The sequence below is a fragment of the Bradyrhizobium sp. Pha-3 genome (assembly GCF_042258615.1).
In the GTDB taxonomy this organism is placed as follows: domain Bacteria; phylum Pseudomonadota; class Alphaproteobacteria; order Rhizobiales; family Xanthobacteraceae; genus Bradyrhizobium.
In genome coordinates, this window is record NZ_CP170152.1 from 1,402,753 (window position 1) to 1,425,118 (window position 22,366).

The following is a 22,366-nucleotide window of genomic DNA, read 5'->3' on the forward strand; positions in this document are numbered from 1 at the left end:
CCAGTATTCCAGAGACGCCAGCGCTTGAATCGAGAAGCCGCGGCGTACTGGATGCCCCGCTTTCGCGGGGCATGACATCAAATGTGAGGCGAGTTGCTTCGCTTGCAATGACGACGCGGAAAGCACCGCGCACCACCCTCGTCATGCGCGGGCTTGACCCGCGCATCCATCGAGCTTCGCGAGAATTGTTCTTCGGGGATGGATTGCCGGGTCAAGCCCGGCAATGACGAGCTATTGCGCCTTCCTTGCCGCCAGCGCATCCGCCACCGCGGTGCGGATATCGGCCACAGAGAACGGCTTGGTCACTACGTCATGCACGATCGCCTCGAGGCCGGAGGCGCGTTCGCGCTGATGGGCGAAGCCGGTCATCAACAGGATCTTCAATTCGGGGAAGTCGCGTGCCGCGGTCAGTGCCAGCGCGATGCCGTCCATCACAGGCATCTGGATGTCGGTCAGCAGCAGGTCGAACGCGCCCTCATCGCGCGTCAGCATCTCCAGCGCCTCGGCGCCGTCCTGCGCGGTCACGGTCTCGTGGCCGTCCATGGCGATGGCGCGGGCAACCAGCGAGCGCATCGAGTCTTCGTCGTCGGCGATCAGAACACGCGTCATGGTGATGGTCGGTTTCCGAAAGTGGTGGCCGTCAGCCTCAGGCGCGGCCGCCGGTGAGATCATGCTTGTTGAAGAAGCGTACGTCGATATTGCGGCCTTCGGGCGGCGGTGAGGCAAGGCGTGACTTGAAGAAAGCGCGCTCGCCGGGATTGAGCACCGGCTGCTCCAGCACCGCATTCCAGGCATAGATCTCGGCGCCCTGCGCGTCGCGGACCGAGAAGCGCAGCCGCGGCAGTTCGACCGGCTTCCTGGTCTGGCCGACGATCATGCCTTCGATCACCAGCACCGGCTTGCCGTCCACGGTCTCGGTGGTGATCTTGAGGTCCTTGAAGGCGAGGCCGCGCAAATTCACGTCGAGCCCGACCATCTTGTAGAACAGCGCGGTCTGCGGCAGCAGCCGCACCACGTCGTTGCGCCAGACGAACAGCGCGATGATCAGCGCGCCCATCGCGGCGCAGGTGGTCGGCAGGGCGCCGATCACGGGCATGAAGGGAATGCGCGGCAGGGAGGGCAGGCGAAACAGCCGGGGAAGCCGCGGCAGGCGGAAGCGGCGCTTTCCGGCGGCGTCCTGGGTACCGGCATGGGCCGCGGCATCCGCCTCGGCCACCGCCGGCCATTCCGTGGCGGCGTCCTCGTCGGCGGGTAAATCGGCCGAAATCGAGGGGCTCTCGACCACCGGGGTCGCGTCAGCCTCCTCGCGGCCCATCGCATCCCATTCGGCGGCGAGACTGGAGCCCGCGGCCTCATAGGCCAAAGTGGGCGCGGTCGCCCCGATCGCGTCCTCCGGCCGGGCCAGCCAGACCTCGCGGCAGCGGGAACAACGGACCGTGCGTCCGGCCTCGCCCAGGGTGGCCGGATTGATGGCGTAAGATGTTGTACAATGCGGGCAAACGATATGCATATGGAGCCGAATCTCCACCGTGTGGTATGCCCGGATGCTACTGAGCGACCGTTAACGAATCGGAAACCATAACCGACGCACAAGCTTTCTGTGCGGTTCGCGGCCGCCCGGCGGGTGTTCGGGCCGCGAAAGCGTTTTCGAGCGAAGTGGGTACCGGTTCGCGTGAAGAAAACGCGTCCAAACAAGAATCCAGAGCCCCGTTCCGATTTCGTCGGAACGGAAGCGGCTCTGGAGCGGGGTATTGGGCCACAGGCCCTCTCGAACGGAGCTAGCGCATTGGTTCGGTTCGAAAATGTCGGTCTGCGCTACGGGCTCGGCCCGGAGATTTTGCGCGACCTCTCCTTCATGATCCCGGCGCACTCGTTCCAGTTCCTCACCGGGCCGTCGGGCGCCGGCAAGACCTCGCTGCTGCGGCTGTTGTTCCTGTCGCTGCGGCCGACCCGCGGGCTGGTCAATTTGTTCGGTAAGGACGTCTCCCTGCTGAGCAAGGACCAGGTCGCCGACCTGCGCAAGCGGATCGGCATCGTGCTCCAGGATTTCCGCCTGCTCGACCACATGACGACCTATGAGAACGTCGCGCTGCCGTTCCGCGTGATGGGCCGCGAGGAATCGACCTATCGCCGCGAGGTGATCGACCTCTTGAAATGGGTCGGCCTCGGCGAGCGCATGGATGCGCTGCCGCCGATCCTGTCGGGCGGCGAGAAGCAGCGCGCGGCCATCGCGCGCGCGGTGATCTCGCGGCCGCAATTGCTGCTGGCGGACGAGCCGACCGGCAGCGTCGATCCGACGCTCGGGCGCCGCCTGTTGCGGTTGTTCATCGAGCTCAACAAATCGGGCACCGCTGTTATCATCGCGACCCACGACATTACATTGATGGATCAGTACGAGGCGCGGCGACTGGTGCTGCATCAGGGACGGCTGCATATCTATGAGTAGGAGCGGCGACGAGAAAGTGTCGTTGGTCGATCTCGGGCGCGAGCGCCCGCAGGTCCCGGCCACCGCGCGCAACATGTCGCCGATCGTGCCGCGGGCCTCGATCTCGGGCCGCGCGCTGGTCGCGGTGGTCGCGATCATGACCTTCCTCGCCTCGCTGACGACAGGCACCGTGCTGCTGGTCAGCGCGTCGGCGGCCGAGTGGCAGTCCGAAGTGTCGAGCGAGATCACCATCCAGGTGCGGCCCTCGCCGGGCCGCGACCTCGATCGCGACGCGCAGGCGGCGGTGGAGGCGATGCGGGCGCAGTCCGGCATTCTCGAGGTGCGTCCGTTCAGCAAGGAGGAATCCGCCAAGCTGCTGGAGCCCTGGCTCGGCAGCGGGCTTTCGATCGACGAACTGCCGGTGCCGCGCGTGATCGTGGCGCGGGTGCAGCCCGGCTCCACGCTCGATCTCGCCGGCTTGCGCGCGCGGGTGACGCAGGTGGCGCCGACCGCTAGCGTCGACGATCACCGCGCCTGGATCGAGCGCATGCGCTCGATGACCGGCGCCACGGTGTTTGCCGGGGTCGGCATCCTGATCCTCGTGATCATCGCCACCATCATCTCGGTGTCGTTCGCCACCCGCGGCGCGATGGCGTCCAACCGCCCGATCGTCGAGGTGCTGCATTTCGTCGGCGCCGGCGACAGCTTCATCGCCAACCGCTTCCTGCGGCATTTCCTGCGGCTCGGCCTCGAGGGCGGGCTGATCGGCGGCGGCGCGGCGATGCTGGCGTTCGGCTTCTCCGAGTCGATCGCCAACTGGTTCTCCGGCACGCCGGTGGGCGACCAGTTCGCGGCCCTGCTCGGCACGTTCTCGCTGCGTCCGTCGGGTTACCTCGTCCTGGCGTTGCAGGCGGTGCTGATCGCGGCGATCACCGCATGGGCGTCGCGGCGCACCCTGTTCGCCACGCTCGACGACATCGACTGACGGCCCGCAGCGTCGCAATCATGGGCCGGTTTCTTGATCGCGTTTCGCTGCCAGCGTGTGATTTCGTGCGGATCCGCGCCGCCCTGGCCGGGCAAAACCGGTTTCCACTTTTCCGGATCATGCTCTAAAATCCCCGGGGGGAAGGATATCCGCATCACATGAGTTTGCAGCCCGACGATACGTCGCCGAAAGGCCATGCCGCGCAGGCGCGTGGCTGGCTGCGCGCCGTCTTCGTCGTGCCGCTGGCGCTTGCCTTCGTTGCCGCCGCGGTCGGTTTCATCGGCTTCCTGTCGCAATTGCGCGGCGTCGAGACCGATCCGCCGCACAATGCCGACGGCATCGTGGTGCTGACCGGCGGCTCGTCGCGGGTGTCCGACGCGATGGAGTTGTTGGCCGCGGGTTACGGCAAGCGCCTGCTGATCTCCGGCGTGCATCCGACCAACGACGCCAATGACATTTCGCGCTCGGTGCCGGACAGCCAGGGGCTGATGCGGTGCTGCGTCGATCTCGACCGCTCGGCGGTGAACACCCGCAGCAATGCGGCGGAGACGCGGCGCTGGGCGCACGAGCGCGGCTTCAAGTCGCTGATCGTGGTGACCTCGAACTACCACATGCCCCGGGCGATCGTGGAACTGTCACATGCGATGCCTGACATCACGCTGATCCCGTTCGCGGTCGTCGGCGACAAATGGCGCGACGAGCCGTGGTGGACGAGTGGCGGAACGTTCCGTCTCTTGCTATCGGAATACGCCAAATATGTCGCCGCGGAGATGCGGGTGCGGCTGGCCGATATCGGCCTCGACCTGACCTCGGATCTCGCCGAGCAGCCGGCAGCTACGCCGCGCCGACCGGCGACGGCGCAGGCGGACAAGGACTGAAATGATCTTCCTGCGCTCGCTGATCTTCAACGTGCTGTTCTATCTGGTGCTGGTGCTGCTCTGCATCGTCGCGCTGCCGGCGCTGCTGCTGCCGCGCGGCGCGATGATGGCGATCGAGGCCGCGTGGGCCAGCACCAGCCTGTTCCTGATGCGCGTGATCTGCAACATCCGGATCGAGTTCCGCGGTGTCGAGAAGATTCCGCAGGGGCCGCTGGTCGTCGCCTCCAAGCACCAGTCGTTCTGGGAAACGTTCGCGCTGGTGCGCTTCTTCGAGCATCCGCTGTTCATCCTCAAGCGCGAGCTGATGATGATCCCGGTGTTCGGCTGGTACCTCAAGAAGGTCGGCATGATCTCGGTCGAGCGTGGCGGCGGCCCGCGCTCGCTGATCAAGACGCTGAAGCGAGCGGCGGCCGAAGTGAAGCTCGGGCGGCAGCTCGTGATCTTCCCGGAAGGCACCCGCACCGCGCCCGGCGCTGCGCCGAACTACAAGGCCGGCGTCGCGCAGATCTATGCCGAGAGCGGCGTGCCGTGCCTGCCGATCGCGCTCAATTCCGGGCTGTTCTGGCCGCGCCGCACCTTCATGCGCTATCCCGGCACGCTGGTGGTCGAGTTCCTCGATCCATTGCCGCCGGGCCTGCCGCGCGACGAGTTCATGACCCGCCTGCGCGAACAGATCGAAACCGCCACCACCCGCATCGTCGACGCCGGCCGCGCCGAGCAGGCGCAATTGTTCGGCGGTGTGCCGGGTGCGGCGAAGGGGTAGGCGGAGAGCTACCGCATCACGAACGGATTCGCCGGCACGTCCGTCGCGGTGGAGATCCAGACGCTCTTGGTCTCCTGATATTCGCGTACCGCGTCGATGCCGCTTTCGCGGCCGACGCCTGAGAACTTCATGCCGCCGAACGGCATCATGTAGCTGATGGCGCGGTAGGTGTTGACCCAAACCGTGCCGGCGCGCAGCTGCTTCGGCACGCGGATGGCGCGGGCGAGGTCCTTGGTCCAGATGCCGGCGGCAAGGCCGTAGATCGTGTCATTGGCGATGCGGATGGCGTCTTCCTCGGTGTCGAAGGAGATGATCGACAGCACCGGGCCGAACACCTCCTCGCGCGCGATCCGCATCGAATTGTCGACATCGGTGAAAATGGTCGGCTCGACGAACTGGCCGCCCTTGATGCCGTCGCCTGTGGCCGGCTTGCCCCCGAGCAGGCAGCGCGCGCCTTCGGCTTTCGCGATATCGATGTAGTCGAGCACCTTCTTGTACTGCGCCGGCGTCGTGATCGGGCCGACATTGGTGTCGGCTTGCATGGGATCGCCGATCTTGGCGGATTTCGCCAGCTCCAGCACGCGCGCGACGAACTTCTCCTTGATCGAGCTCTGCACCAGCAGGCGCGAACCGGCGATGCAGGTCTGACCGGTGGCGGCGAAGATGCCGGAGATCGCGCCGGCCGCCGCCGCAGTGAGGTCGGCATCCTCGAACACGATGTTGGGCGACTTGCCGCCGAGCTCGAGCGAGACCCGCTTCAGGCTCTTCGCCGCAGTCTCGTAGACCTTTGCGCCGGTCGTGTCCGATCCGGTGAAGGTGATCTTTGCGACGCCGGGATGGGCGATCAATGCGGAGCCCGCTTCGGGCCCGAAGCCGGTCACCACGTTGAAGATGCCGTCGGGAATCCCCGCCTCTTTCGTCAGCGCGGCGAATTCCAGCGTGCTGGCCGAGGTGAACTCCGAGGGCTTCACCACGACGGCGCAACCGGCCGCCAGCGCGGCGGCGCATTTCCAGGCGACAAACAGCAGCGGCGAATTCCAGGCGGTCAGCGCCGCGACGACGCCGACCGGCTCGTGCGTCGTGTAGGCGAAGGTGTCGGCCTTGTCGATCGGCACCAGGCCGCCCTCGAGCTTGTCGACCAGGCCGCCGAAATACCACCACCACTCCGGATGGTAGCGCAGCTGGCCGAGCATCTCGGCCATCAGCTTGCCGTTGTCGCGCACCTCGATCTCGGCGAGACGCTCCGCATTGGCCGCGACGAGGTCGCCGAGCTTGCGCATCACCTTGCCGCGCGCCGACGCCGTCATCTTCGCCCACGGGCCGCGCCACATCGCCTCGTTGGCGGCCTTCACCGCCTTGTCGGCATCGGCCGCCGAGCCGCGCGGAATTTTGGCCCAGGCCTCGCCGCGATAGGGATCGATGCTGTCGAACCACTCGCCATTGGCGGGGTCGACATACTGGCCGTTGATGTAGAGCTGATAGGTCTTCATGCGATCCTCCCGCAAAGCGATGGTTCTGGTTGGGCAGACGGTATCACGCATTGCGCGACGCCGTCATAACGCAGCTGCGGGAAGGGGTTGCAGGCAGTGTGGGCCGGCATCAGCCGTGCGGCGCGGCAAGCTCGGCTGCGATGATGGCGCCGAGCGCCAGGTCGCTCTGTTGCCCGAAGCCGTGATGCACGATGTTGCCGTCGCGGCCGATCAGGATGCTGGTCGGGGTTCCCTGCATGCCGTAGCGCTGCATGGTGACCGGGATCGGCGTGCCGTCGCCGGCTTCGTCGACGCCGATCGGGAAGGTCAGGCGGTATTCGTGGATGAAGGCTTCCAGCGACACCTCCGTCATCGCCGCGTGGTGCTCGAACACGGTGTGCAGCCCGATCACCTGCAGGTCCGAATGCTTGAACAGCTCGAACGCGCGCTGCGTTTGCGGCGTGCCGTGGCTGACGCAGCCGGGACACAGCATCTGGAACGCGTGCAGCAGCACCGGGCGGCCGCGCAGCGCGGCAAGGGTCAGGGGCTCGCCGGTGTTGAACCAGCGGGATGCAGCGATTTCCGGTGCTGGAGTCACAATATCAGTTCCTTGCGCTGAGCCTTTCGGCAAATTGGCAAGGCCGGACAAGGTCTGTCAACGACCCCAAAGCATGATCCGGCAAAGTGCGAAGCCGTTGTCCCTCGCGACAAACGCGGAACGCGTTTGCGCGGAGATCACGCTCAGACAAGAAGCTAAAGCGGACCGGCGGCCCTCGAGATGTCCTCTTGTGACCGCAAGAGACAGCGACGGCTCCTAATTGCTGCTGCGCAAAATAGACCATCGAGTATATTTCGCCGGTCGCGTTTCCCTGCTGTAATCAGGTGGTTGCAAGCCGCTGGTGTGGTTCCGAACCACAGGGAGGCGATGCGGCGACTTTCATTGCAGGAGACCATGGTTGCGCGCTGCATGCGGTGCGCGCTTGAGCGGTATGATTTTTTTGGCGTACCCTTAAGGGAGATCAGTCATGAGAACCTTACTAGCGAGTACTGGTTTAGCGCTGTTGTTGGCCTTGGCAACGGAACCAACCGTCAGCGCTCAGGAGGCCCCTGAATATTTCAAACAGACATTTCCTGACCAGGCACTGAAGCCGCATTGGGACGAACAACTGGCCGTGATGAATCCCAACGGAGCTTTGGACGCGAAGACCAAGCAACTCATTGCCCTCGGTGTGGCAGCACAGATTCCCTGTGTCTATTGCGTTTACGGTCACACCAAATTGGCAAAAGCGGCTGGTGCGACCGATGCTCAAATAAAGGAGGCCATTGCGACCGCCGCGCTCATCCGTTTCAACAGCACGATGCTGCAAGGCTCGGGTTATGACCTGCAGAAATTCCAACAGGAGGTTGATAGACTGTCCGCACCGAAATAGCTTTGGTGTCAATTTTGCTTGCAGGGGTAACGCGGACCTCGCTACCCCGCGACACGCGCTTCGAATTTGTGAGTACACGGCCTGGTCAGGACGCGCGTGCCGCGGTCCGCCGCGCACGGCGCGCGGCGCGGCGCCGCTGGGTCCAGAGCCTGGCGCGGTCGAGATAGAGATAGACCACCGGCGTGGTGTAGAGCGTCAGGATCTGGCTCAGGATCAGGCCGCCGAAGATCGCGATGCCGAGCGGCTGGCGCAGCTCGCTGCCTTCACCGAGGCCGATCATCAGCGGCACCGCGCCGAACAACGCGGCGAGCGTCGTCATCATGATCGGCCGGAAGCGCATCAGGCAGGCCTGGTAGATCGCATCGCGCGACGACAGCCCGCGCTGGCGCTCGGCATCGAGCGCGAAGTCGATCATCATGATCGCATTCTTCTTCACGATGCCGACCAGGAGGATCACCCCGATCATGCCGATGATGTCGAAATCGGTGTGCGACAGCATCAGCGCCGCCACCGCGCCGACGCCGGCCGAGGGCAGCGTGGAGAGGATGGTCAGCGGGTGAACGTAGCTCTCGTAGAGCATGCCGAGCGAGATGTAGATCGTCGCGAGTGCCGCGAGAATCAGGAACAGCTCGTTCGCCAGTGCCTGCTGGAAGATCTTCGCGGAGCCCGCGAACCCGCCGGAAATGCCCGCCGGCATGCCGAGCGCGTGCATCGCGCTCTCGATCGTGGTGGTCGCAGTGCTGAGCGAGACGCCCGGCGGCAGGTTGAACGAGATGGTGCTGGCGACCAGGAGATCCTGGTGGTTGACCGCAAGCGGCGTCTCGCCATGCTCGAAACGGGCGACGCTGGACAGCGGGATCATCGTCTCCGCGCTGGTCGAGACCGCGGTTCCGGTCGAGGCGACGCCCTTGCCGGTGGCGCCGATCGAGTTGGTCGCCTGATTGCGCACCACATTGGCGGCGACCGAGCTGATTGAGCTCTTCTGCGACGACGAGGCCACCGTGCCCGCCACCGCATTGGTGCTCTGCGTGCCGGTCGCCGATCCGCCCGAGGTCGAGATGTAGACCTCCTTCAGGGTCTGCGGATCCTGCGAGAAGCGCGGCGCGACCTCCATGATCACGTGATACTGGTTGCGCGCGACGAAGATGGTCGAGACCTGGCGCTGCCCGAACGCGTCATAGAGTGTATTGTCGAGCTGGCTGACCGTGATCCCGAGCCGCGAGGCGGCGTCGCGATCGATCACCAGATTGGCTTGCAGCGCCTTGTTCTGCTGGTCGGTGTTGACGTCGGCGAGCGTCGGCTCCTTCTGCAAGGCGGCGACGAGTTTCGGCGTCCACTCGTTCAGCTCCTCGAAGGTCGAGCCCTTCAGCGTGTATTGATAAGCCGCATTGCCCGAGCGCCCGCCGGCGCCGAGATCGCCGATCGATTGCAGGAACAGGGTGGCGCCCGCCACCTTCGCCAGCGGATCGCGCAGCCGCTCGATCACCTTGTCGGCGCGCAGCTTGCGTTCGTCCATCGGCTTCAACGAGGCGAACACGGTGCCGGTGTTGGTGCCGCCCGGACCCACGCCGCCGCCGCCGGTGAAGCCGACGGCGGTCTCGACCGCCGGATCGGATTTCACGATGTCGATGAACTGGGTCAGCTTCTGCTGCATCAGCTGGAACGAGGTGCTCTGGTCGGCCTGGATCGAGCCGATCAGCAGCCCGGTATCCTGTTGCGGAACGAAACCCTTGGGCACCACCGTGTAGAGATGGACGTTCAGATAGAGCGTGCAGCCCAGGATCAGCATCACCAGGAGCGGATGCCGCAGCGCGAGGCCGAGCGTGGCGCGGTAGCCGCTCAGCATCAGCTCGAAGAGGCGCTCGTTGATCCGGTAGATCCGGCCATGCGGCTGACCTTCGTCCTTGCGCAGCAGCACCGCGCACATCATCGGCGTCGTCGTCAGCGAGACCACCAGCGAGATCACGATCGCGATGGTGATGGTCATGGCGAACTCGCGGAATAGGCGGCCGACCAGCCCGCCCATCAGCAGGATCGGCACGAACACCGCGATCAGCGACACGCTCATCGACAGCACGGTGAAGCCGACCTCGCGGGTGCCGACCAGCGTCGCCTCCAGCCGCGACATCCCGGCATCCATGTGGCGGGCGATGTTCTCCAGCACGACGATGGCGTCGTCGACCACGAAGCCGGTCGCCACCGTCAGCGCCATCAGCGAGAAGATGTCGAGCGTGTAGCCGAGCAGATACATCACGGCGAAGGTCGCAATCAGCGACACGCCGACCGCCACCACAGGCACCAGCGTGGCCCGGGCGTTGCGCAGGAAGGCGAACACGACCAGGATCACCAGGGCGACGGCGATCAGCAGCGTGATCTCGACATCGTGCAGCGAGGCCCGGATCGTCTTCGAGCGGTCCATCGCCAGTGTGATGTCGATCGCGGGCGAAACCGAGGCCCTGAGCTGCGGCATCAGCCCTTTCACGCTGTCGACCATCTTGATGATGTTGGCGCCCGACTGCCGGTACACGATCATCACGACGGCCGGCTTGCCGTTGGAAAGGCCGAGCGTGCGCACATTCTCCACGGAATCGATGACGTCGCCGACATCGGTCAGGCGCACCGCCGCGCCGTTGCGGTAGGCAACGACCAGCGGCCTGTAGTCGGCGGCCTTCCGTGCCTGGTCGTTGGCATAGATCTGGTAGCGCTGGTTGCCGACGTCGATGCCGCCTTTCGGGCTGTGCGCATTGGCGCTCGAGAGCGCGGCGCGGACGTCCTCGAGCCCGATGCCGTATTTGTAGAGCGCCGGCGGGATCAGCTCGACGCGCACCGCAGGCAGCGAGCCGCCGCCGACCGAGACTTCGCCGACGCCCTCGACCTGCGACAGCTTCTGGGCCAGCACGGTCGAGGCGGCGTCATAGAGCTCGGCCGGCGTCAGCGTGTCCGAGGTCAGGGTGTAGATCAGGATCGGCGCCGAGGCCGGGTTGAACTTGCGGTAGGTGGGGTTGGCGCGCAGGTTGGTCGGCAGGTCGGCGCGCGCCGCGTTGATCGCCGCCTGCACGTCGCGCGCGGCGCCGTTGATGTCGCGGTCGATGTCGAATTGCAGCGTGATGCGGGCGGAGCCGAGCGAAGACGTCGACGTCATCTCGGTGACGCTGGCGATCTGGCCGAGGTGGCGCTCGAGCGGGCTCGCCACGGTGGAGGCGACGTCGGCCGGGCTGGCGCCGGGCAGGGTCGCCTGCACCATGATGGTCGGGATGTCGACGTCGGGCAGCGGCGATACCGGCAGCTTGAAGAACGCAATGATGCCCGCCACCACCAGTCCAAGGGACAGCAGCGTGGTGCCGACCGGCCGGCGGATGAAGGGTGCGGAGAGGTTCATTGCATCAGTGTCGATGTTCGCGGATGAGCTTCTATCCGTCTGCGCCGCGATGCAAAAGCCTAAATGTCACAGGCCACTGTCATACACCCGCCGCGATTTGCCGGATACGCCGCGCCGCGCGCCGAAAAAGTGCGATTTGGCAACAACCCGTTTACAAGGGCTGATCGATGATACCGACGCGGCGACCTCCGGTCGAGAAAGGGGACCATCTGTGAGCAAGGTGAAAACTCCCCAGGAGAAGAAGCGACTGAGCTACCGGAACGATCGACGCAACACGTATGGTGAAAATCAGAAGAGCAGTCGAAAGAACATCCCGCGCAGCAAGCAGCTCTCGCATCAGGACGAACGCCGCTCGGTGCGGCAGGCGCTCGTCGCCACGCGGGGGGACGTCGCGGCCGAGCTCGCTGACGAGGCGCAGTCGCAAGCACTGCGCAAGGGCCAAGTGAAGAAGCTCAAGGCATTCCGCAAGTCACCGGACAGTCCGCTCGGCGAGGTCGTTAAACGACGGCTGGGCAAGCGAACCAAGTAGAGCCTCGCGCTGCGGCCCTACGCATCCCGGGCATCCTGCAGCGGATGGCGAGCCGCATGGGCATCATGCAGCATCGTCGCGAGCTGGTGCAATTGCGTGTCGCGAAAGCCCTGCTTCTCGATTGCCGCGACGGTCGAGAGCACATAGTCGCGGTTGTTGCCGGAGCGGCCGTGGCCCTGCTGCACCAGGCGCAGTTGTTCGGAGAGCGACAGCCGTCCGGCATATTGCACATGGCCGCGATCGACCACATAGGCCAGCGCGGAGACGCGGTCGCGCGCCGCATTCTCCAGCCACACCGAGCGCATCACCTCGCGATAGACGTTGGTGGTCTGCTCGCGCGCCCGCAGGTAAGCGATTGTGTCGTGGCGCAGGCGGGCGGCGACGCGGAACGCGATGCCGCGGCAGGCGCCGCCGCGGTCGAGCCCGAGCACCAGGCCCGGCTTCTCCGGGGTGCCGCGGTGGTCGAACGAATAGACGCAGAGCGCGCGATGTTCGCCGATCAGCCGCGCCGGCACCTGCTCCAGGAACTCGAAGCCCGGCTTCCACATCAGCGAGCCGTAGCCGAACACCCAGAGGTCGCCGTCGGTTTCGGAATGGGGAGGATTTGCTGACATCGCGCAGATGGGCTAGCAGAACACGCCGTCGAAGCGAAGCAGATTCCGTGATGTTTCCAAGAGTTACCTAAGGGTTACGCAAGGGTTGCGCGAGGGTTGCGCAACAGGTGCGCAAGGAGTGCTCGCGGCTTGCTGCCGCTTCGATTTTGACAAATTCGACCGCCAAAGGACGCCGCATGTCCGATTTGAACTCAGCCCCTCGCCGTCGCTCGCGCTTCGGCCTCTATGCCGTCCCTGTCGTGGTCCTGATCGCCGCGGTGCTGTGGAGCGGCTTCTGGTTCTTCGCCGCCTCGCAGGTCGGCGTGCAGGCCGATGCCTGGCGCGCGCAGGAGGCGAAGGCCGGCCGGGTCTATGATTGCGACAAGCGCTCGGTGGCGGGTTACCCGTTCCGGCTCGAAATCCGCTGCGAGCAGCCCAGCGTGATGCTGGTGTCGCAGACCGCCTCGCCGCAAATGTCGTTCGTGGCGCGGCTGGTCGAGATCCTGGTCGTGGCGCAGATCTATGATCCCAAGCTCGTGATCGCGGAGTTCAAGGGCCCCGCCACGCTCGCCGAGCGCAACGCGCAGCCGACGCTGTCGGTGAACTGGAGCCTTGGACGCTCTAGCGTGGTCGGCCTGCCGGCGGTGCCGCAGCGCGCTTCGCTGGTGTTCGACAATCTCGCCATCGATCGCACCGGCGGTCCCGCGCCGACGCCGCTGATGCGCGTCGACCACATCGAACTGCACGGCCGGCAGGTCGACGGCTCGGCCCCCGACAGCCCCGCGATCGAGACCGTGCTGCAGATCGCCGGCGGCAGCCTGCAGGACGTGCATCCGCTGCTCACCCAGCCGTTCAACGCCGACATCCATGCGCGGCTGAACGGCCTGAAGGATTTCTCGCCCAAGCCGTGGCCGGATCGTTTCCGCGAGATCCAGGCGGCCGGCGGCAGCGTCGAGATCCAGCAGTCGCGGATCGAGCAGGGCGATGTGCTGTCGGTCGCGGCCGGCACGCTCCGCCTCAACGCGCAAGGCCGCATCGAGGGCGAACTGCAGATGACGGTCGCCGGCTTAGAGCGCGTCATCCCCGCGCTCGGCATCGACAAGATGCTGGAGGAGGGCGTGCCGCAGTCGACGCTCGATCGCGTCGCGCCTGGCGTGAAGAGCCAGGACCTCAGCAATCTGTTCGGCGCGCTGGATCGCGCGATCCCCGGCCTCGGCAAGGTGATCAAGCAGAACGCCAATGCCGGCATCTCCGCCGGCATCAATTCGCTCGGCACCGAGGCTACGCTCGAAGGCAAGAAGGCGCGCAGCTTCCCGCTGCGCTTCGCCGACGGCGCGGTGTTTTTGGGTCCGCTGAAAGTCGCGCAGATTCCGCCGCTGTTCTGAGCGGCACCGCTCGAAGCTCCGTAGGGCGGGTTAGGCGAAGCCGTAACCCGCCAAGCAAGCCAACCAAACAGGGCGGATTACGCTACGCTAATCCGCCCGACGCACCTGCGCGTCAGGAATGCTCAAACGGGCCGACTTCGCGGATCACCTTGCAGATCTGCAGGAAGCCGCTGGCGTAGAATTCGGTATGTCCGCGCTGCATGGTTTCGACATGGTCCGGATGATGGCGCCAGGCTTCGAGCGCTTCCTCCGAGGCAAAGCGAAACAGCGTGAGCTCCTCGCCATCCGCCGCCTTGAACGATTTCACCGACAGGAATCCCGGAAGGCGGCTGACGATGTCGTACATGCGTTCGCCGAGCCGGTTGTATTCGTCGAGCGAGGCGTCATCCCGTAACTTCAGGTCACCGACCACAATGACTTCACCGATCATGTTGCTGCCCTTCGTCCATCGCATGTCCATGGCAGCCTGAAGCAGGTGCCGAACGACAATTCGATCTCGCGACCGCTGTTGTTACACGTCCGCCTCTGATCGCCGCGCGCCCAGAGGCGAATTGCGCTGCGCAAATTCCCCCGCACCGCACGGACTCCTTAATCCCTCGCGCGCGATATCGTCCGTCGCGGCAGGACATTCCCGCGGTCGCGATGAGAAAAACGTGACCGGAATATTGCGGATGCCTGCGAATATCACTCCCCGAATACCGCTCTCTCTCGCCTGAGGAAACAACCTCGTGTGGAGGAAGCGATGCGAATTCTTGGGGGAATTCTGCTCGGCAGCATGCTGTTGTCGGCAGGTCCAGCGTTGGCGGACGATGATGCGTCGGAGCTGAAGGCGTTGAAGGCGCGCCTCAGGCAGCTCGAACAGAAAATGGAAGTGCAGGCGCGCAAGGAGGAGACGCTGGCGGCAAGACAGAGCGCCATACAGAACACGCAGATGGCGGCGAAGGCGCCGGTGCCGTTCGATCCCTGCGCATCGGGCAAGCTCTGCTATAAGGGCGTCACCTTTACCTTCGGCGGCTGGGTCGATCTCACCGGCATCTATCGCAGCCGCAACCTCGCCTCCGACACCGGCTCGGTCTACAACTTCATTCCTTTCCCGCAGAGCAAGAACTTCAACACCGACGAATCGCGGTTCTCCGCGCGCCAGAGCCGGTTCTCGCTGCTCGCGGAAGCCGACGTGTTCGCCAATACACACGTCGCAGGCTATGGCGAACTGGACCTCGAAGGCGCGGCGCAGACCGCAAATTCCGTCGCGACCAACTCCTTCAACCCCCGGCTACGCCAGGCCAGCGTCGAGATCGCGCGCACCGATCTCGGCCTGCATTTTCTTGCCGGCCAGAGCTGGTCGCTGAATGCGCCGAGCAAGGCCGGCATCGATCCGCGCGGGGTCGATGCCCCCGGCGTGATCGATTTCGAATCGGTGCCCGGCTTCCTCGCGGCGCGGCAGCCCGGCGTTCGCGTCTGGCAGGATTTCGGGCCCGAGTTCAAGCTCGCGTTCTCGGCGGAAAATCCGCAGACCTCGTTCTTCGGCGGCAACACGCCGCTGGTCGGTACGCCGGCGGTCGGCCCGCAGGGCGTGCTGAACCCGAATGTCCTCGTCAACCTCACCGGTCCGGGCGGCAGCTTCTTCAACAACGCCAACAATGTCAGCCTCAATCACGTGCCTGATTTCACCGTGAAGGGCGCGTGGGATCCGCGGCTCGGGCCCTACAAGCTGCATCTCGAGGGCTGGGCGATGTATCGCGACTTCTACGACCACTTCAACTTCGCCAATCACGACGTCAACACTGTGAGCTTCGGCGGGCATTTCTCGGCGGAGATCGTGCCGAAGCTGCTGGAGCTGCAGGGCTCGGCGTCACACGGCGCGCTCGGCCGCTTCACCGCAACGCCATTCCCGGACGCGACGTTGCGCCAGGACGGCTCGATCCAGCCGCTGCCGATCACCGCCTTCCTGCTCGGCACGGTCTGGCACACGACGCCGTCGCTCGATCTCTATGCCTATGCCGGCCTCGAGAAGACCAAGGCGACGTTCTCCAATGTCGGCACGGTGCCGTTCGGCTACGGCAACCCGCTCTACAACAATCTCGGCTGCAACATCGAGAACTCGCCGGCGGCGACCTGCAACGGCAACACCTCGCAGGTCAGGCAATACACGGTCGGCTTCTACGACACGATCTTCAAGGGCGACTACGGGGCGATCAAGGCCGGCATCCAGTACTCCTACAACCAGCGCTTCGCCTTCGCAGGTGTCGGCGGTGCGCCGAAGACCGACGACCACATCGTCATGACCCAGATCCGCTACTACCCGTTCTAAAACGTCGAGTAGCAATTCGGTCGTGAGAAGGTGTGAACCTATCAACCCCGTCATTGCGAGGAGCGATAGCGACGAAGCAATCCATCGTAGTACTTGCCGCGCGATGGATTGCTTCGCTCCGCTCGCAATGACGAGACAGATCGGTTCACAGCCTCCGCGGACCGATGCGCCGGTAAGGGAGACAGCAGATGAGGATCGAGAGCAGAAAAGAGAGGGCCGTGATCGCCCGCGAACTGGTGATGGTCAGCCGCGCCGCGCATGTGTTGCAGCGCGCCGGTCTGGCGATGGCCGGCGCCATGGCCGGCACCTTCGTCGCCGCCCAGCTCGCGAAGGGGCACATCGCTTTCTTCGGCACGCTTGCCTTCATCGCGACGACGATCGTGATCGGCGCCGCCGGCTTCTATCTCGGCATCGATATTCCAAGGCCCGCCTTGCGCGCCTCGGGGCGTATCGATGCCGTCGAGCTTATGAGCGCGGGCGGCATCTTCCTTGCTGCGCTGGCCGCCCTGGTTTCGGTCTATGGCATCGTGTTCGACGAGATACCGCCGCGCGCCTGGGAGTTCGTGGTCGGCTCGTGGTGGTTCGGCGGCGACATCATGCTGGCAACCGCCGGCCTCGTCGGCCGCCAGCGGCTGACCCAGAAGGTTGCGCCGATATCGGCGGCGGGGCCGATCCGGGATCAACGATTGCGACGGTGAGCGCCGTCGCTGACCTGCTGCGCCAATCTGTCCCGTAGCTGAGCCTGCCTGATGACCGGGCGATCCAGTACGCCGCGGCCTCTCGGCTCAAGCACAGACTTCTCTGGAATACTAAATCGCCCGGTCAAGCCGGGCGATGACATCGAGATGAGGTACGCAATGACGGTACGTCGTATCGCGCGAGACCCATCCTCATCGTCGTCCTGGCGAAAGCCAGGACCCATTACCCCAAATGAAAATTGTCGGAAGACGCTGAGGCCACAATCCCGTTCACAACCCAATGCGGCGGCAATGGGTCCTGGCTTTCGCCAGGACGACGCAGCGGAGAAAGCTGCGTGCCCGATCCTACTTCTTCAAATTCGCATGCGGCCGGCCGAAGTCGGGCGCAGCCGAATCCTGGCCGATCTCGACGATGCCGCGGCGGATGGCGCGGGTGCGGGTGAAGTGGTCGAACAGCGCGTCGCCGTCGCCGCGCCGGATCGCGCGGGTGAGCTTCGACAGATCCTCGGTGAAGGTGCCGAGCATCTCGAGCACGGCGTCCTTGTTGGCGAGGAACACGTCGCGCCACATTGTCGGGTCCGACGCCGCGATGCGGGTGAAGTCGCGGAAGCCGCCGGCGGAGAACTTGATGACCTCCGATTCCGTCACCTGCGCCAGCTCGTCGGCGGTGCCGACGATGGTGTAGGCGATCAGATGCGGCAGATGGCTGGTGATCGCGAGCACGAGGTCATGATGATCCGGCGTCATGATCTCGACCTTGGCGCCGAGCGCAGCCCAGAACGCGCGCAGCCGGTCGGTCGCGGCGGGATCGGTGCCTTCGGGCGGCGTCAGGATGCACCAGCGGTTGATGAACAGCTCGGCGAAGCCGGAATCCGGGCCCGAATGCTCGGTGCCGGCCACCGGATGCGCCGGGACGAAGTGCACGCCGTCGGGCAGATGCGGCGCCATGTCCTTGACGACGGCGCCCTTCACCGAGCCGACGTCGGAGATAACAGCGCCGGGCTTCAGATGGCTTGCGATCTCGGCCGCGACCGGACCGCAGGCGCCGACCGGGATGCAGAGGATGACGAGATCGGCGTCCTTTACCGCCTCGATATTGGTCTCGACGACGCGATCGACGATGCCGAGCTCGGCGACGCGGGCGCGCGTCTTCTCCGAGCGTGCGGTGGTCACGATCTCGCCGACGAGGCCCTGCGCGCGCGCGCCGCGCGCGATCGAGCCGCCGATCAGGCCGAAGCCGATCAGGGCAATGCGGTTGAAGAGTGGAGCCGTGGTCACGTTGTCACTTTCCGGCCAGGAAGTCGCGCAGGCCCTCGACCACGAGGCGGTTGGCTTCCTCGGTGCCAATGGTCATGCGCAGCGCATGCGGCAGCTTGTAATTGTTGAGTGCGCGCAGCACGAGGCCGCGCCGCGTGAGATAGGCGTCGGCTTCCGCCGCGGTCTTGCCCTTGTCGGCCGGGAAGTGGATCAGCACGAAATTGGCGACGCTCGGCGTCACCTTGAGTCCGAGCTTGCCGATCTCCTCGGTCAGCCAGTTGCGCCACTGTTCGGTGTGCGTCCGCGACATCTGCACATGCGCAGAGTCCTCGATCGCCGCCACCGCGGCCAGCATCGCCGGGGTCGTGACGTTGAACGGGCCGCGGATGCGGTTGCAGGCATCGACGATATGCGCCGGTCCGAACATCCAGCCGACCCGCAGTGCGGCGAGGCCGTGGATCTTCGAGAAGGTGTGCGTCACCACCGTATTGTCCGTGGTCGCGACCAGCTCGATGCCGAGCTCGTAGTCGTTGCGCGAGACATAGTCGGCGTAAGCAGCGTCGAGCACCAGCAGCACATGCGAGGGCAGCGCGGCGCGCAGCCGCTTGACCTCGTCGAACGGGATGTAAGTGCCGGTCGGATTGTTCGGGTTGGCGAGCCAGACCAGTTTCGTGCGCGGCGTCACCACCTTGAGGATGGCGTCGACATCGGCGGTGAAATTGGTCTCGGCCGCGATCACGTTCCTGGCGCCGTTCGCCATGGTGGCGATCGGGTAGACCAGGAAGCCATGGGTGGTCGAGATCGCCTCGTCACCGGGCGCGAGATAGGTGTGCGCCAAGAGATTGAGGATCTCGTCGGAGCCGGCGCCGCAGATGATGCGGTCGGGATCGAGCCCATAGGCGCGGCCGATCGCCTCGCGCAGCACGCGCGAGGTGCCCTCCGGATAGTCCTCGAGATGGTCAGCCGCGCCCTTGTAGGCCGCGATCGCCTTCGGAGACGGACCGAACGGCGTCTCGTTGGCGGACAGCTTGAACACCTTGCGACCCGGTTCCGGCACCGGGCTCTTGCCGGGCGTGTAGGGCGCAATATCGAGGATGCCGGGATTCGGCACGGGGCGGGACATTATCAACTCCGGATATAGTACGGGCGGCTGGCTCTTACTTCAGGTCCTGGCCGATCCGTTAGAGGGCACCGTATAGCGCGTTGCGTGGCTGCCGACGAGGGCCGAAGAGCGCACCGAGGCGCCGGCCTCGATCAAGGCGAGCTTGATCTTCTCGAAATCGTGCCCGGTGACCGAGACCAGCAGGGCCGCGCCGTCGAAGGCGGTGTCGGGGACCGCGACGATCTCGGCGAGCGGCGCAAGGGCGCGAGCGACGTCGGCGTTCCAGCCGGAGACACGCACGCTCCAGATCTGCACCTCGGTCACCATGGCGTCGTCGGCGACCCGCGAGATCAGGAACACCGGCAGCGCCGCGGGATGGTCGGCGCGTTCGAGGAACGGCAGCCGCGCGATGATCTTCGGCGCGCCATCGGCCTCGAGCGCATTCCACCACGGCGTGCGGCTGGCGATCGCGGAGACCAGCGCGAGGTCGCCCTTCGATTTCGCCGCCGCCTCGACCGCGGCCTGGGCGCTGAAATGCGAGACGTAGGGCACCACGAAGCCGAAGTGAAACCGCGCCGAGTCGCGCATCGCGGACTCGCCCACGGAAACATCGGCATGCACCGCGAACGGCGCCTGCACGTAAGTGAAGGTCGAGATGATGACGCGCCAGATGCTCTCGATGGTGTCGAGCGGCAGGATGCCGCGATGGCGCCGCACCAGCTCGCGCATCATGCTGGCCTCGCGCGCCGGGCGGAACGCCGAGCCGACCTCCTGGGTCTTCTTGACCTGGATCAGGCGGTCGATGATGTCGCCGCGCGCCATCAGCAGGCGGTGAACCTGCTCGTCGATCGCATCGATCTCCTTGCGCAGCTCCTGCAGCGAGGGCGGCGACGGGGGTGGGTTGGACATGCTCTCAAACCTTGTCGTCCGGGCGGCCCGATGCCGTACCAGACAGGGTCCCTGATTAGGAAAGACGGCCAACGAAAGCAAAGAGAAACGTCGCAGGCGTGCCTTGCGCATTCGGTTAACCATCGGCGCCCGGCAAGGGGACGTTCGCTGGCCGCCTTGACGACGGGGGGCCCGAGGACTAGGTTCGCTTCACTCCGTGGTCATTTGAGCCGGCCGGCTTGCAGCCACGTTAAACAACTCGCTAAACAGGCCGGGGACAGATCAGCTCCCGGCCGAACCTTGTTCAGGCCGGGTTTTTTATGGCCTGATTTTCTGTTCGAGCCCTCCCGCGCGAGGGCAGGGTCGCCTAGATGAGCAACGTGCGTCCGATACCGAGCCCGCAAACCCAGAGCGATGATCGCGCCCATGAGGCCGATCATCCGTCGTCATTGGTGGCGAAGTTCGGCATGGATCAGCCGCTGAAGCTTGATTGCGGCGTGGATCTCGCGCCGTTCCAGATCGCCTATCAGACCTACGGCCAGCTCAATGCCGACAGGTCCAACGCGATCCTGATCTGCCATGCGCTGACCGGCGACCAACACGTCAACAACACCCATCCCGTCACCGGCAAGCCCGGCTGGTGGGACACCATGGTCGGCGCCGGCAAGCCGATCGATCCCGAAGAATACTTCATCATCTGCTCCAACGTGATCGGCGGCTGCATGGGCTCGACCGGGCCGGCGTCGCTGAATCCTGCGACCGGCAAGGTGTGGGGGCTCGATTTCCCGATCATCACGATCCCCGACATGGTGCGCGCGCAGGCGATGCTGATTGATCGCCTCGGGATTGCGACGCTGTTCTGCGTGGTCGGCGGCTCGATGGGCGGCATGCAGGTGCTGCAATGGACCGCGGCCTATCCCGAGCGCGTATTCTCGACTCTCGCGATTGCCTGCTCGACGCGGCACTCGGCGCAGAACATCGCGTTCCATGAGCTCGGCCGTCAGGCCGTGATGGCCGATCCGGACTGGCGCGGCGGGCGCTATGTCGACGAGGACACCCATCCGCATCGCGGATTGGCGGTGGCGCGGATGGCCGCGCACATCACCTATCTGTCGGACGCCGCGCTGCACCGCAAGTTCGGACGGCGGATGCAGGACCGCGAGCTGCCGACCTTCTCGTTCGATGCGGATTTCCAGGTCGAGAGCTATCTGCGCTACCAGGGCTCGTCCTTTGTCGAGCGCTTCGACGCCAACTCCTATCTCTACCTGACTCGCGCGATGGACTATTTCGACATCGCTGCCGATCACAACGGCGCGTTGGCGAATGCGTTCGCCGGCATCAAGACGCGTTTCTGCGTAGTGTCGTTCACCAGCGACTGGCTGTTTCCGACCTCGGAATCGCGGGCGCTGGTGCATGCGCTGAACGCGTCGAGCGCACGGGTGTCGTTCGCCGAAATCGAGACCGATCGCGGCCATGACGCGTTTCTGCTCGACGTGCCGGAATTTCTGGAGATCTCCCGCGCCTTCCTGCAGGCCGCAGGCAAGGCGCGCGGACTGAAGGACGACGGCCAGTCATGAGCATGCAGCAGACATTGCCCTTGCCGGGCGTCGCGCCGGAGCGGACCGGCGGCTATCGCACCGATCACCTGCTGGTCGCCGACATGGTGCGGCCGGGCTCGCGCGTGCTCGACGTCGGCTGCGGCGACGGCGAGCTGTTGCAACTGCTGGAGAGCCGCGGCATCGACGGCCGCGGCATCGAGCTGTCGCGCGAGGGCGTCAATGGCTGCGTTGCCAAGGGCCTCGCGGTGGTGCAGGGCGACGCCGACACCGACCTCGTCAACTATCCCGATGACGCGTTCGATTACGTGATCCTGTCGCAGACCCTGCAGGCGACGCGGCAGCCCAAGGTGGTGCTGGAGAATCTGCTGCGGATCGGCCATCGCGCCATCGTCTCGTTCCCGAATTTCGGATTCTGGAAGATGCGGCTGGAGCTCCTGATCGGGGGCCACATGCCGCGGACCGAGAATCTGCCGGCGAGCTGGTACGACACCGCGAATATCCATTTCTGCACCATCAAGGATTTCGTGCAGCTCTGCGAGGAGATCAACGTCAAGATGGAGCGTGCGGTGGCGCTCGATCTCTACGGCCGCCCGGTGCCGCTCAACCTGCCGTGGTGGGTGTGGAACATGTTCGGCGAGCAAGGCGTGTTCCTGCTCAGCCGGGGTGGCAAGGCGAAATAACGATCGTCATTGCGAGGAGTGAAGCGACGAAGCAA

At 65.3% G+C, this 22,366-nt stretch carries 21 protein-coding genes and 1 riboswitch; of the genes, 11 read left to right on the forward strand and 10 right to left on the reverse strand.

Features of this window, described 5'->3' with window-relative positions; all coding sequences use genetic code 11:
• Window positions 1-231: 231 nt before the first annotated feature.
• Both ACE10Z_RS06530 and ACE10Z_RS06535 read right to left on the reverse strand, forming a co-directional pair.
• Window positions 232-609: a response regulator gene (locus ACE10Z_RS06530; protein ID WP_375787208.1), complete on the reverse strand. Its 378-nt coding sequence runs from the start codon at window positions 607-609 to the stop codon at window positions 232-234.
• Between the two features lie 37 nt (window positions 610-646).
• Window positions 647-1,510 carry an MJ0042-type zinc finger domain-containing protein gene (locus ACE10Z_RS06535; protein ID WP_375787209.1) on the reverse strand — a complete coding sequence of 288 codons (864 nt, stop codon included), beginning with the start codon at window positions 1,508-1,510 and terminating at the stop codon, window positions 647-649.
• 276 nt (window positions 1,511-1,786) lie between these two features.
• Between ACE10Z_RS06535 and ftsE the strand changes: the two genes are divergently transcribed.
• From ftsE to ACE10Z_RS06555, 4 genes are all read left to right on the forward strand, one after another.
• The gene (gene ftsE, locus ACE10Z_RS06540) at window positions 1,787-2,446 is read left to right on the forward strand and encodes a cell division ATP-binding protein FtsE (protein ID WP_021079468.1); all 660 of its coding nucleotides are present in this window, start codon (window positions 1,787-1,789) and stop codon (window positions 2,444-2,446) included.
• Complete coding sequence (locus tag ACE10Z_RS06545) at window positions 2,439-3,410, forward strand: cell division protein FtsX (RefSeq protein WP_375787210.1); 972 nt, start codon at window positions 2,439-2,441, stop codon at window positions 3,408-3,410. The genes ftsE and ACE10Z_RS06545 overlap by 8 nt, the downstream gene beginning before the upstream one ends.
• Window positions 3,411-3,568: 158 nt before the next feature.
• Window positions 3,569-4,288, forward strand: coding sequence for a YdcF family protein (locus tag ACE10Z_RS06550; protein ID WP_375787211.1), 720 nt, complete (start codon window positions 3,569-3,571; stop codon window positions 4,286-4,288).
• 1 nt (window position 4,289) lies between these two features.
• Window positions 4,290-5,051 carry a lysophospholipid acyltransferase family protein gene (locus tag ACE10Z_RS06555; protein WP_375787212.1) on the forward strand — a complete coding sequence of 254 codons (762 nt, stop codon included), beginning with the start codon at window positions 4,290-4,292 and terminating at the stop codon, window positions 5,049-5,051.
• 8 nt (window positions 5,052-5,059) lie between these two features.
• On the opposite strand, the gene ACE10Z_RS06560 is transcribed toward ACE10Z_RS06555, so the two are convergent.
• On the reverse strand, window positions 5,060-6,541 hold the full coding sequence (locus tag ACE10Z_RS06560; RefSeq protein WP_375787213.1) for an aldehyde dehydrogenase: 1,482 nt from the start codon (window positions 6,539-6,541) through the stop codon (window positions 5,060-5,062).
• 109 nt (window positions 6,542-6,650) lie between these two features.
• Window positions 6,651-7,118 carry a peroxiredoxin family protein gene (locus tag ACE10Z_RS06565; RefSeq protein WP_375787214.1) on the reverse strand — a complete coding sequence of 156 codons (468 nt, stop codon included), beginning with the start codon at window positions 7,116-7,118 and terminating at the stop codon, window positions 6,651-6,653.
• 427 nt (window positions 7,119-7,545) lie between these two features.
• Here ACE10Z_RS06565 and ACE10Z_RS06570 point away from each other — a divergent pair, with 427 nt between their 5' ends.
• Window positions 7,546-7,950, forward strand: coding sequence for a carboxymuconolactone decarboxylase family protein (locus tag ACE10Z_RS06570; protein ID WP_375787215.1), 405 nt, complete (start codon window positions 7,546-7,548; stop codon window positions 7,948-7,950).
• 85 nt (window positions 7,951-8,035) lie between these two features.
• On the opposite strand, the gene ACE10Z_RS06575 is transcribed toward ACE10Z_RS06570, so the two are convergent.
• On the reverse strand, window positions 8,036-11,329 hold the full coding sequence (locus tag ACE10Z_RS06575; RefSeq protein ID WP_375787216.1) for an efflux RND transporter permease subunit: 3,294 nt from the start codon (window positions 11,327-11,329) through the stop codon (window positions 8,036-8,038).
• A 7-nt stretch (window positions 11,330-11,336) separates the two neighbouring features.
• On the opposite strand from ACE10Z_RS06575, the gene ACE10Z_RS06580 reads away from it, so the two are divergent.
• A complete protein-coding gene (locus ACE10Z_RS06580) occupies window positions 11,337-11,858 on the forward strand; it encodes a hypothetical protein (RefSeq protein WP_375787217.1) in 522 nt (173 codons plus the stop codon).
• 17 nt (window positions 11,859-11,875) lie between these two features.
• On the opposite strand, the gene ACE10Z_RS06585 is transcribed toward ACE10Z_RS06580, so the two are convergent.
• Window positions 11,876-12,472 (reverse strand): gamma-glutamylcyclotransferase, encoded by a 597-nt coding sequence (locus ACE10Z_RS06585; protein ID WP_375787218.1) that lies wholly within the window; start codon window positions 12,470-12,472, stop codon window positions 11,876-11,878.
• 176 nt (window positions 12,473-12,648) lie between these two features.
• Between ACE10Z_RS06585 and ACE10Z_RS06590 the strand changes: the two genes are divergently transcribed.
• Window positions 12,649-13,836: a DUF2125 domain-containing protein gene (locus ACE10Z_RS06590; RefSeq protein WP_375787219.1), complete on the forward strand. Its 1,188-nt coding sequence runs from the start codon at window positions 12,649-12,651 to the stop codon at window positions 13,834-13,836.
• A gap of 112 nt (window positions 13,837-13,948) precedes the next feature.
• Here the strand turns inward: ACE10Z_RS06590 and ACE10Z_RS06595 are convergent, their stop codons facing one another.
• Entirely contained in the window at window positions 13,949-14,266 is a 318-nt protein-coding gene (locus tag ACE10Z_RS06595) for an antibiotic biosynthesis monooxygenase family protein (RefSeq protein ID WP_375789763.1), read from the reverse strand.
• A 312-nt stretch (window positions 14,267-14,578) separates the two neighbouring features.
• Between ACE10Z_RS06595 and ACE10Z_RS06600 the strand changes: the two genes are divergently transcribed.
• Complete coding sequence (locus ACE10Z_RS06600; protein WP_375787220.1) at window positions 14,579-16,147, forward strand: hypothetical protein; 1,569 nt, start codon at window positions 14,579-14,581, stop codon at window positions 16,145-16,147.
• A 218-nt stretch (window positions 16,148-16,365) separates the two neighbouring features.
• The gene (locus ACE10Z_RS06605; RefSeq protein WP_375787221.1) at window positions 16,366-16,845 is read left to right on the forward strand and encodes a hypothetical protein; all 480 of its coding nucleotides are present in this window, start codon (window positions 16,366-16,368) and stop codon (window positions 16,843-16,845) included.
• A 345-nt stretch (window positions 16,846-17,190) separates the two neighbouring features.
• Here ACE10Z_RS06605 and ACE10Z_RS06610 read toward each other — a convergent pair whose 3' ends face one another.
• From ACE10Z_RS06610 to ACE10Z_RS06620, 3 genes are read right to left on the reverse strand one after another with little or no spacing between them, the layout of a single operon-like run.
• Window positions 17,191-18,123, reverse strand: coding sequence for a prephenate/arogenate dehydrogenase family protein (locus ACE10Z_RS06610; RefSeq protein WP_375787222.1), 933 nt, complete (start codon window positions 18,121-18,123; stop codon window positions 17,191-17,193).
• 4 nt (window positions 18,124-18,127) lie between these two features.
• Entirely contained in the window at window positions 18,128-19,225 is a 1,098-nt protein-coding gene (hisC, locus tag ACE10Z_RS06615; protein WP_375787223.1) for a histidinol-phosphate transaminase, read from the reverse strand.
• A 39-nt stretch (window positions 19,226-19,264) separates the two neighbouring features.
• On the reverse strand, window positions 19,265-20,113 hold the full coding sequence (locus tag ACE10Z_RS06620) for a chorismate mutase (protein ID WP_375787224.1): 849 nt from the start codon (window positions 20,111-20,113) through the stop codon (window positions 19,265-19,267).
• A 186-nt stretch (window positions 20,114-20,299) separates the two neighbouring features.
• Window positions 20,300-20,379, forward strand: a riboswitch (SAM riboswitch).
• Window positions 20,380-20,463: 84 nt separating this feature from the next.
• On the opposite strand from ACE10Z_RS06620, the gene ACE10Z_RS06625 reads away from it, so the two are divergent.
• Both ACE10Z_RS06625 and metW read left to right on the forward strand, forming a co-directional pair.
• Window positions 20,464-21,669, forward strand: coding sequence for a homoserine O-acetyltransferase (locus ACE10Z_RS06625; protein ID WP_375787225.1), 1,206 nt, complete (start codon window positions 20,464-20,466; stop codon window positions 21,667-21,669).
• Complete coding sequence (gene metW / locus ACE10Z_RS06630; protein ID WP_375787226.1) at window positions 21,666-22,331, forward strand: methionine biosynthesis protein MetW; 666 nt, start codon at window positions 21,666-21,668, stop codon at window positions 22,329-22,331. The genes ACE10Z_RS06625 and metW overlap by 4 nt, the downstream gene beginning before the upstream one ends.
• Window positions 22,332-22,366 lie beyond the last annotated feature (35 nt).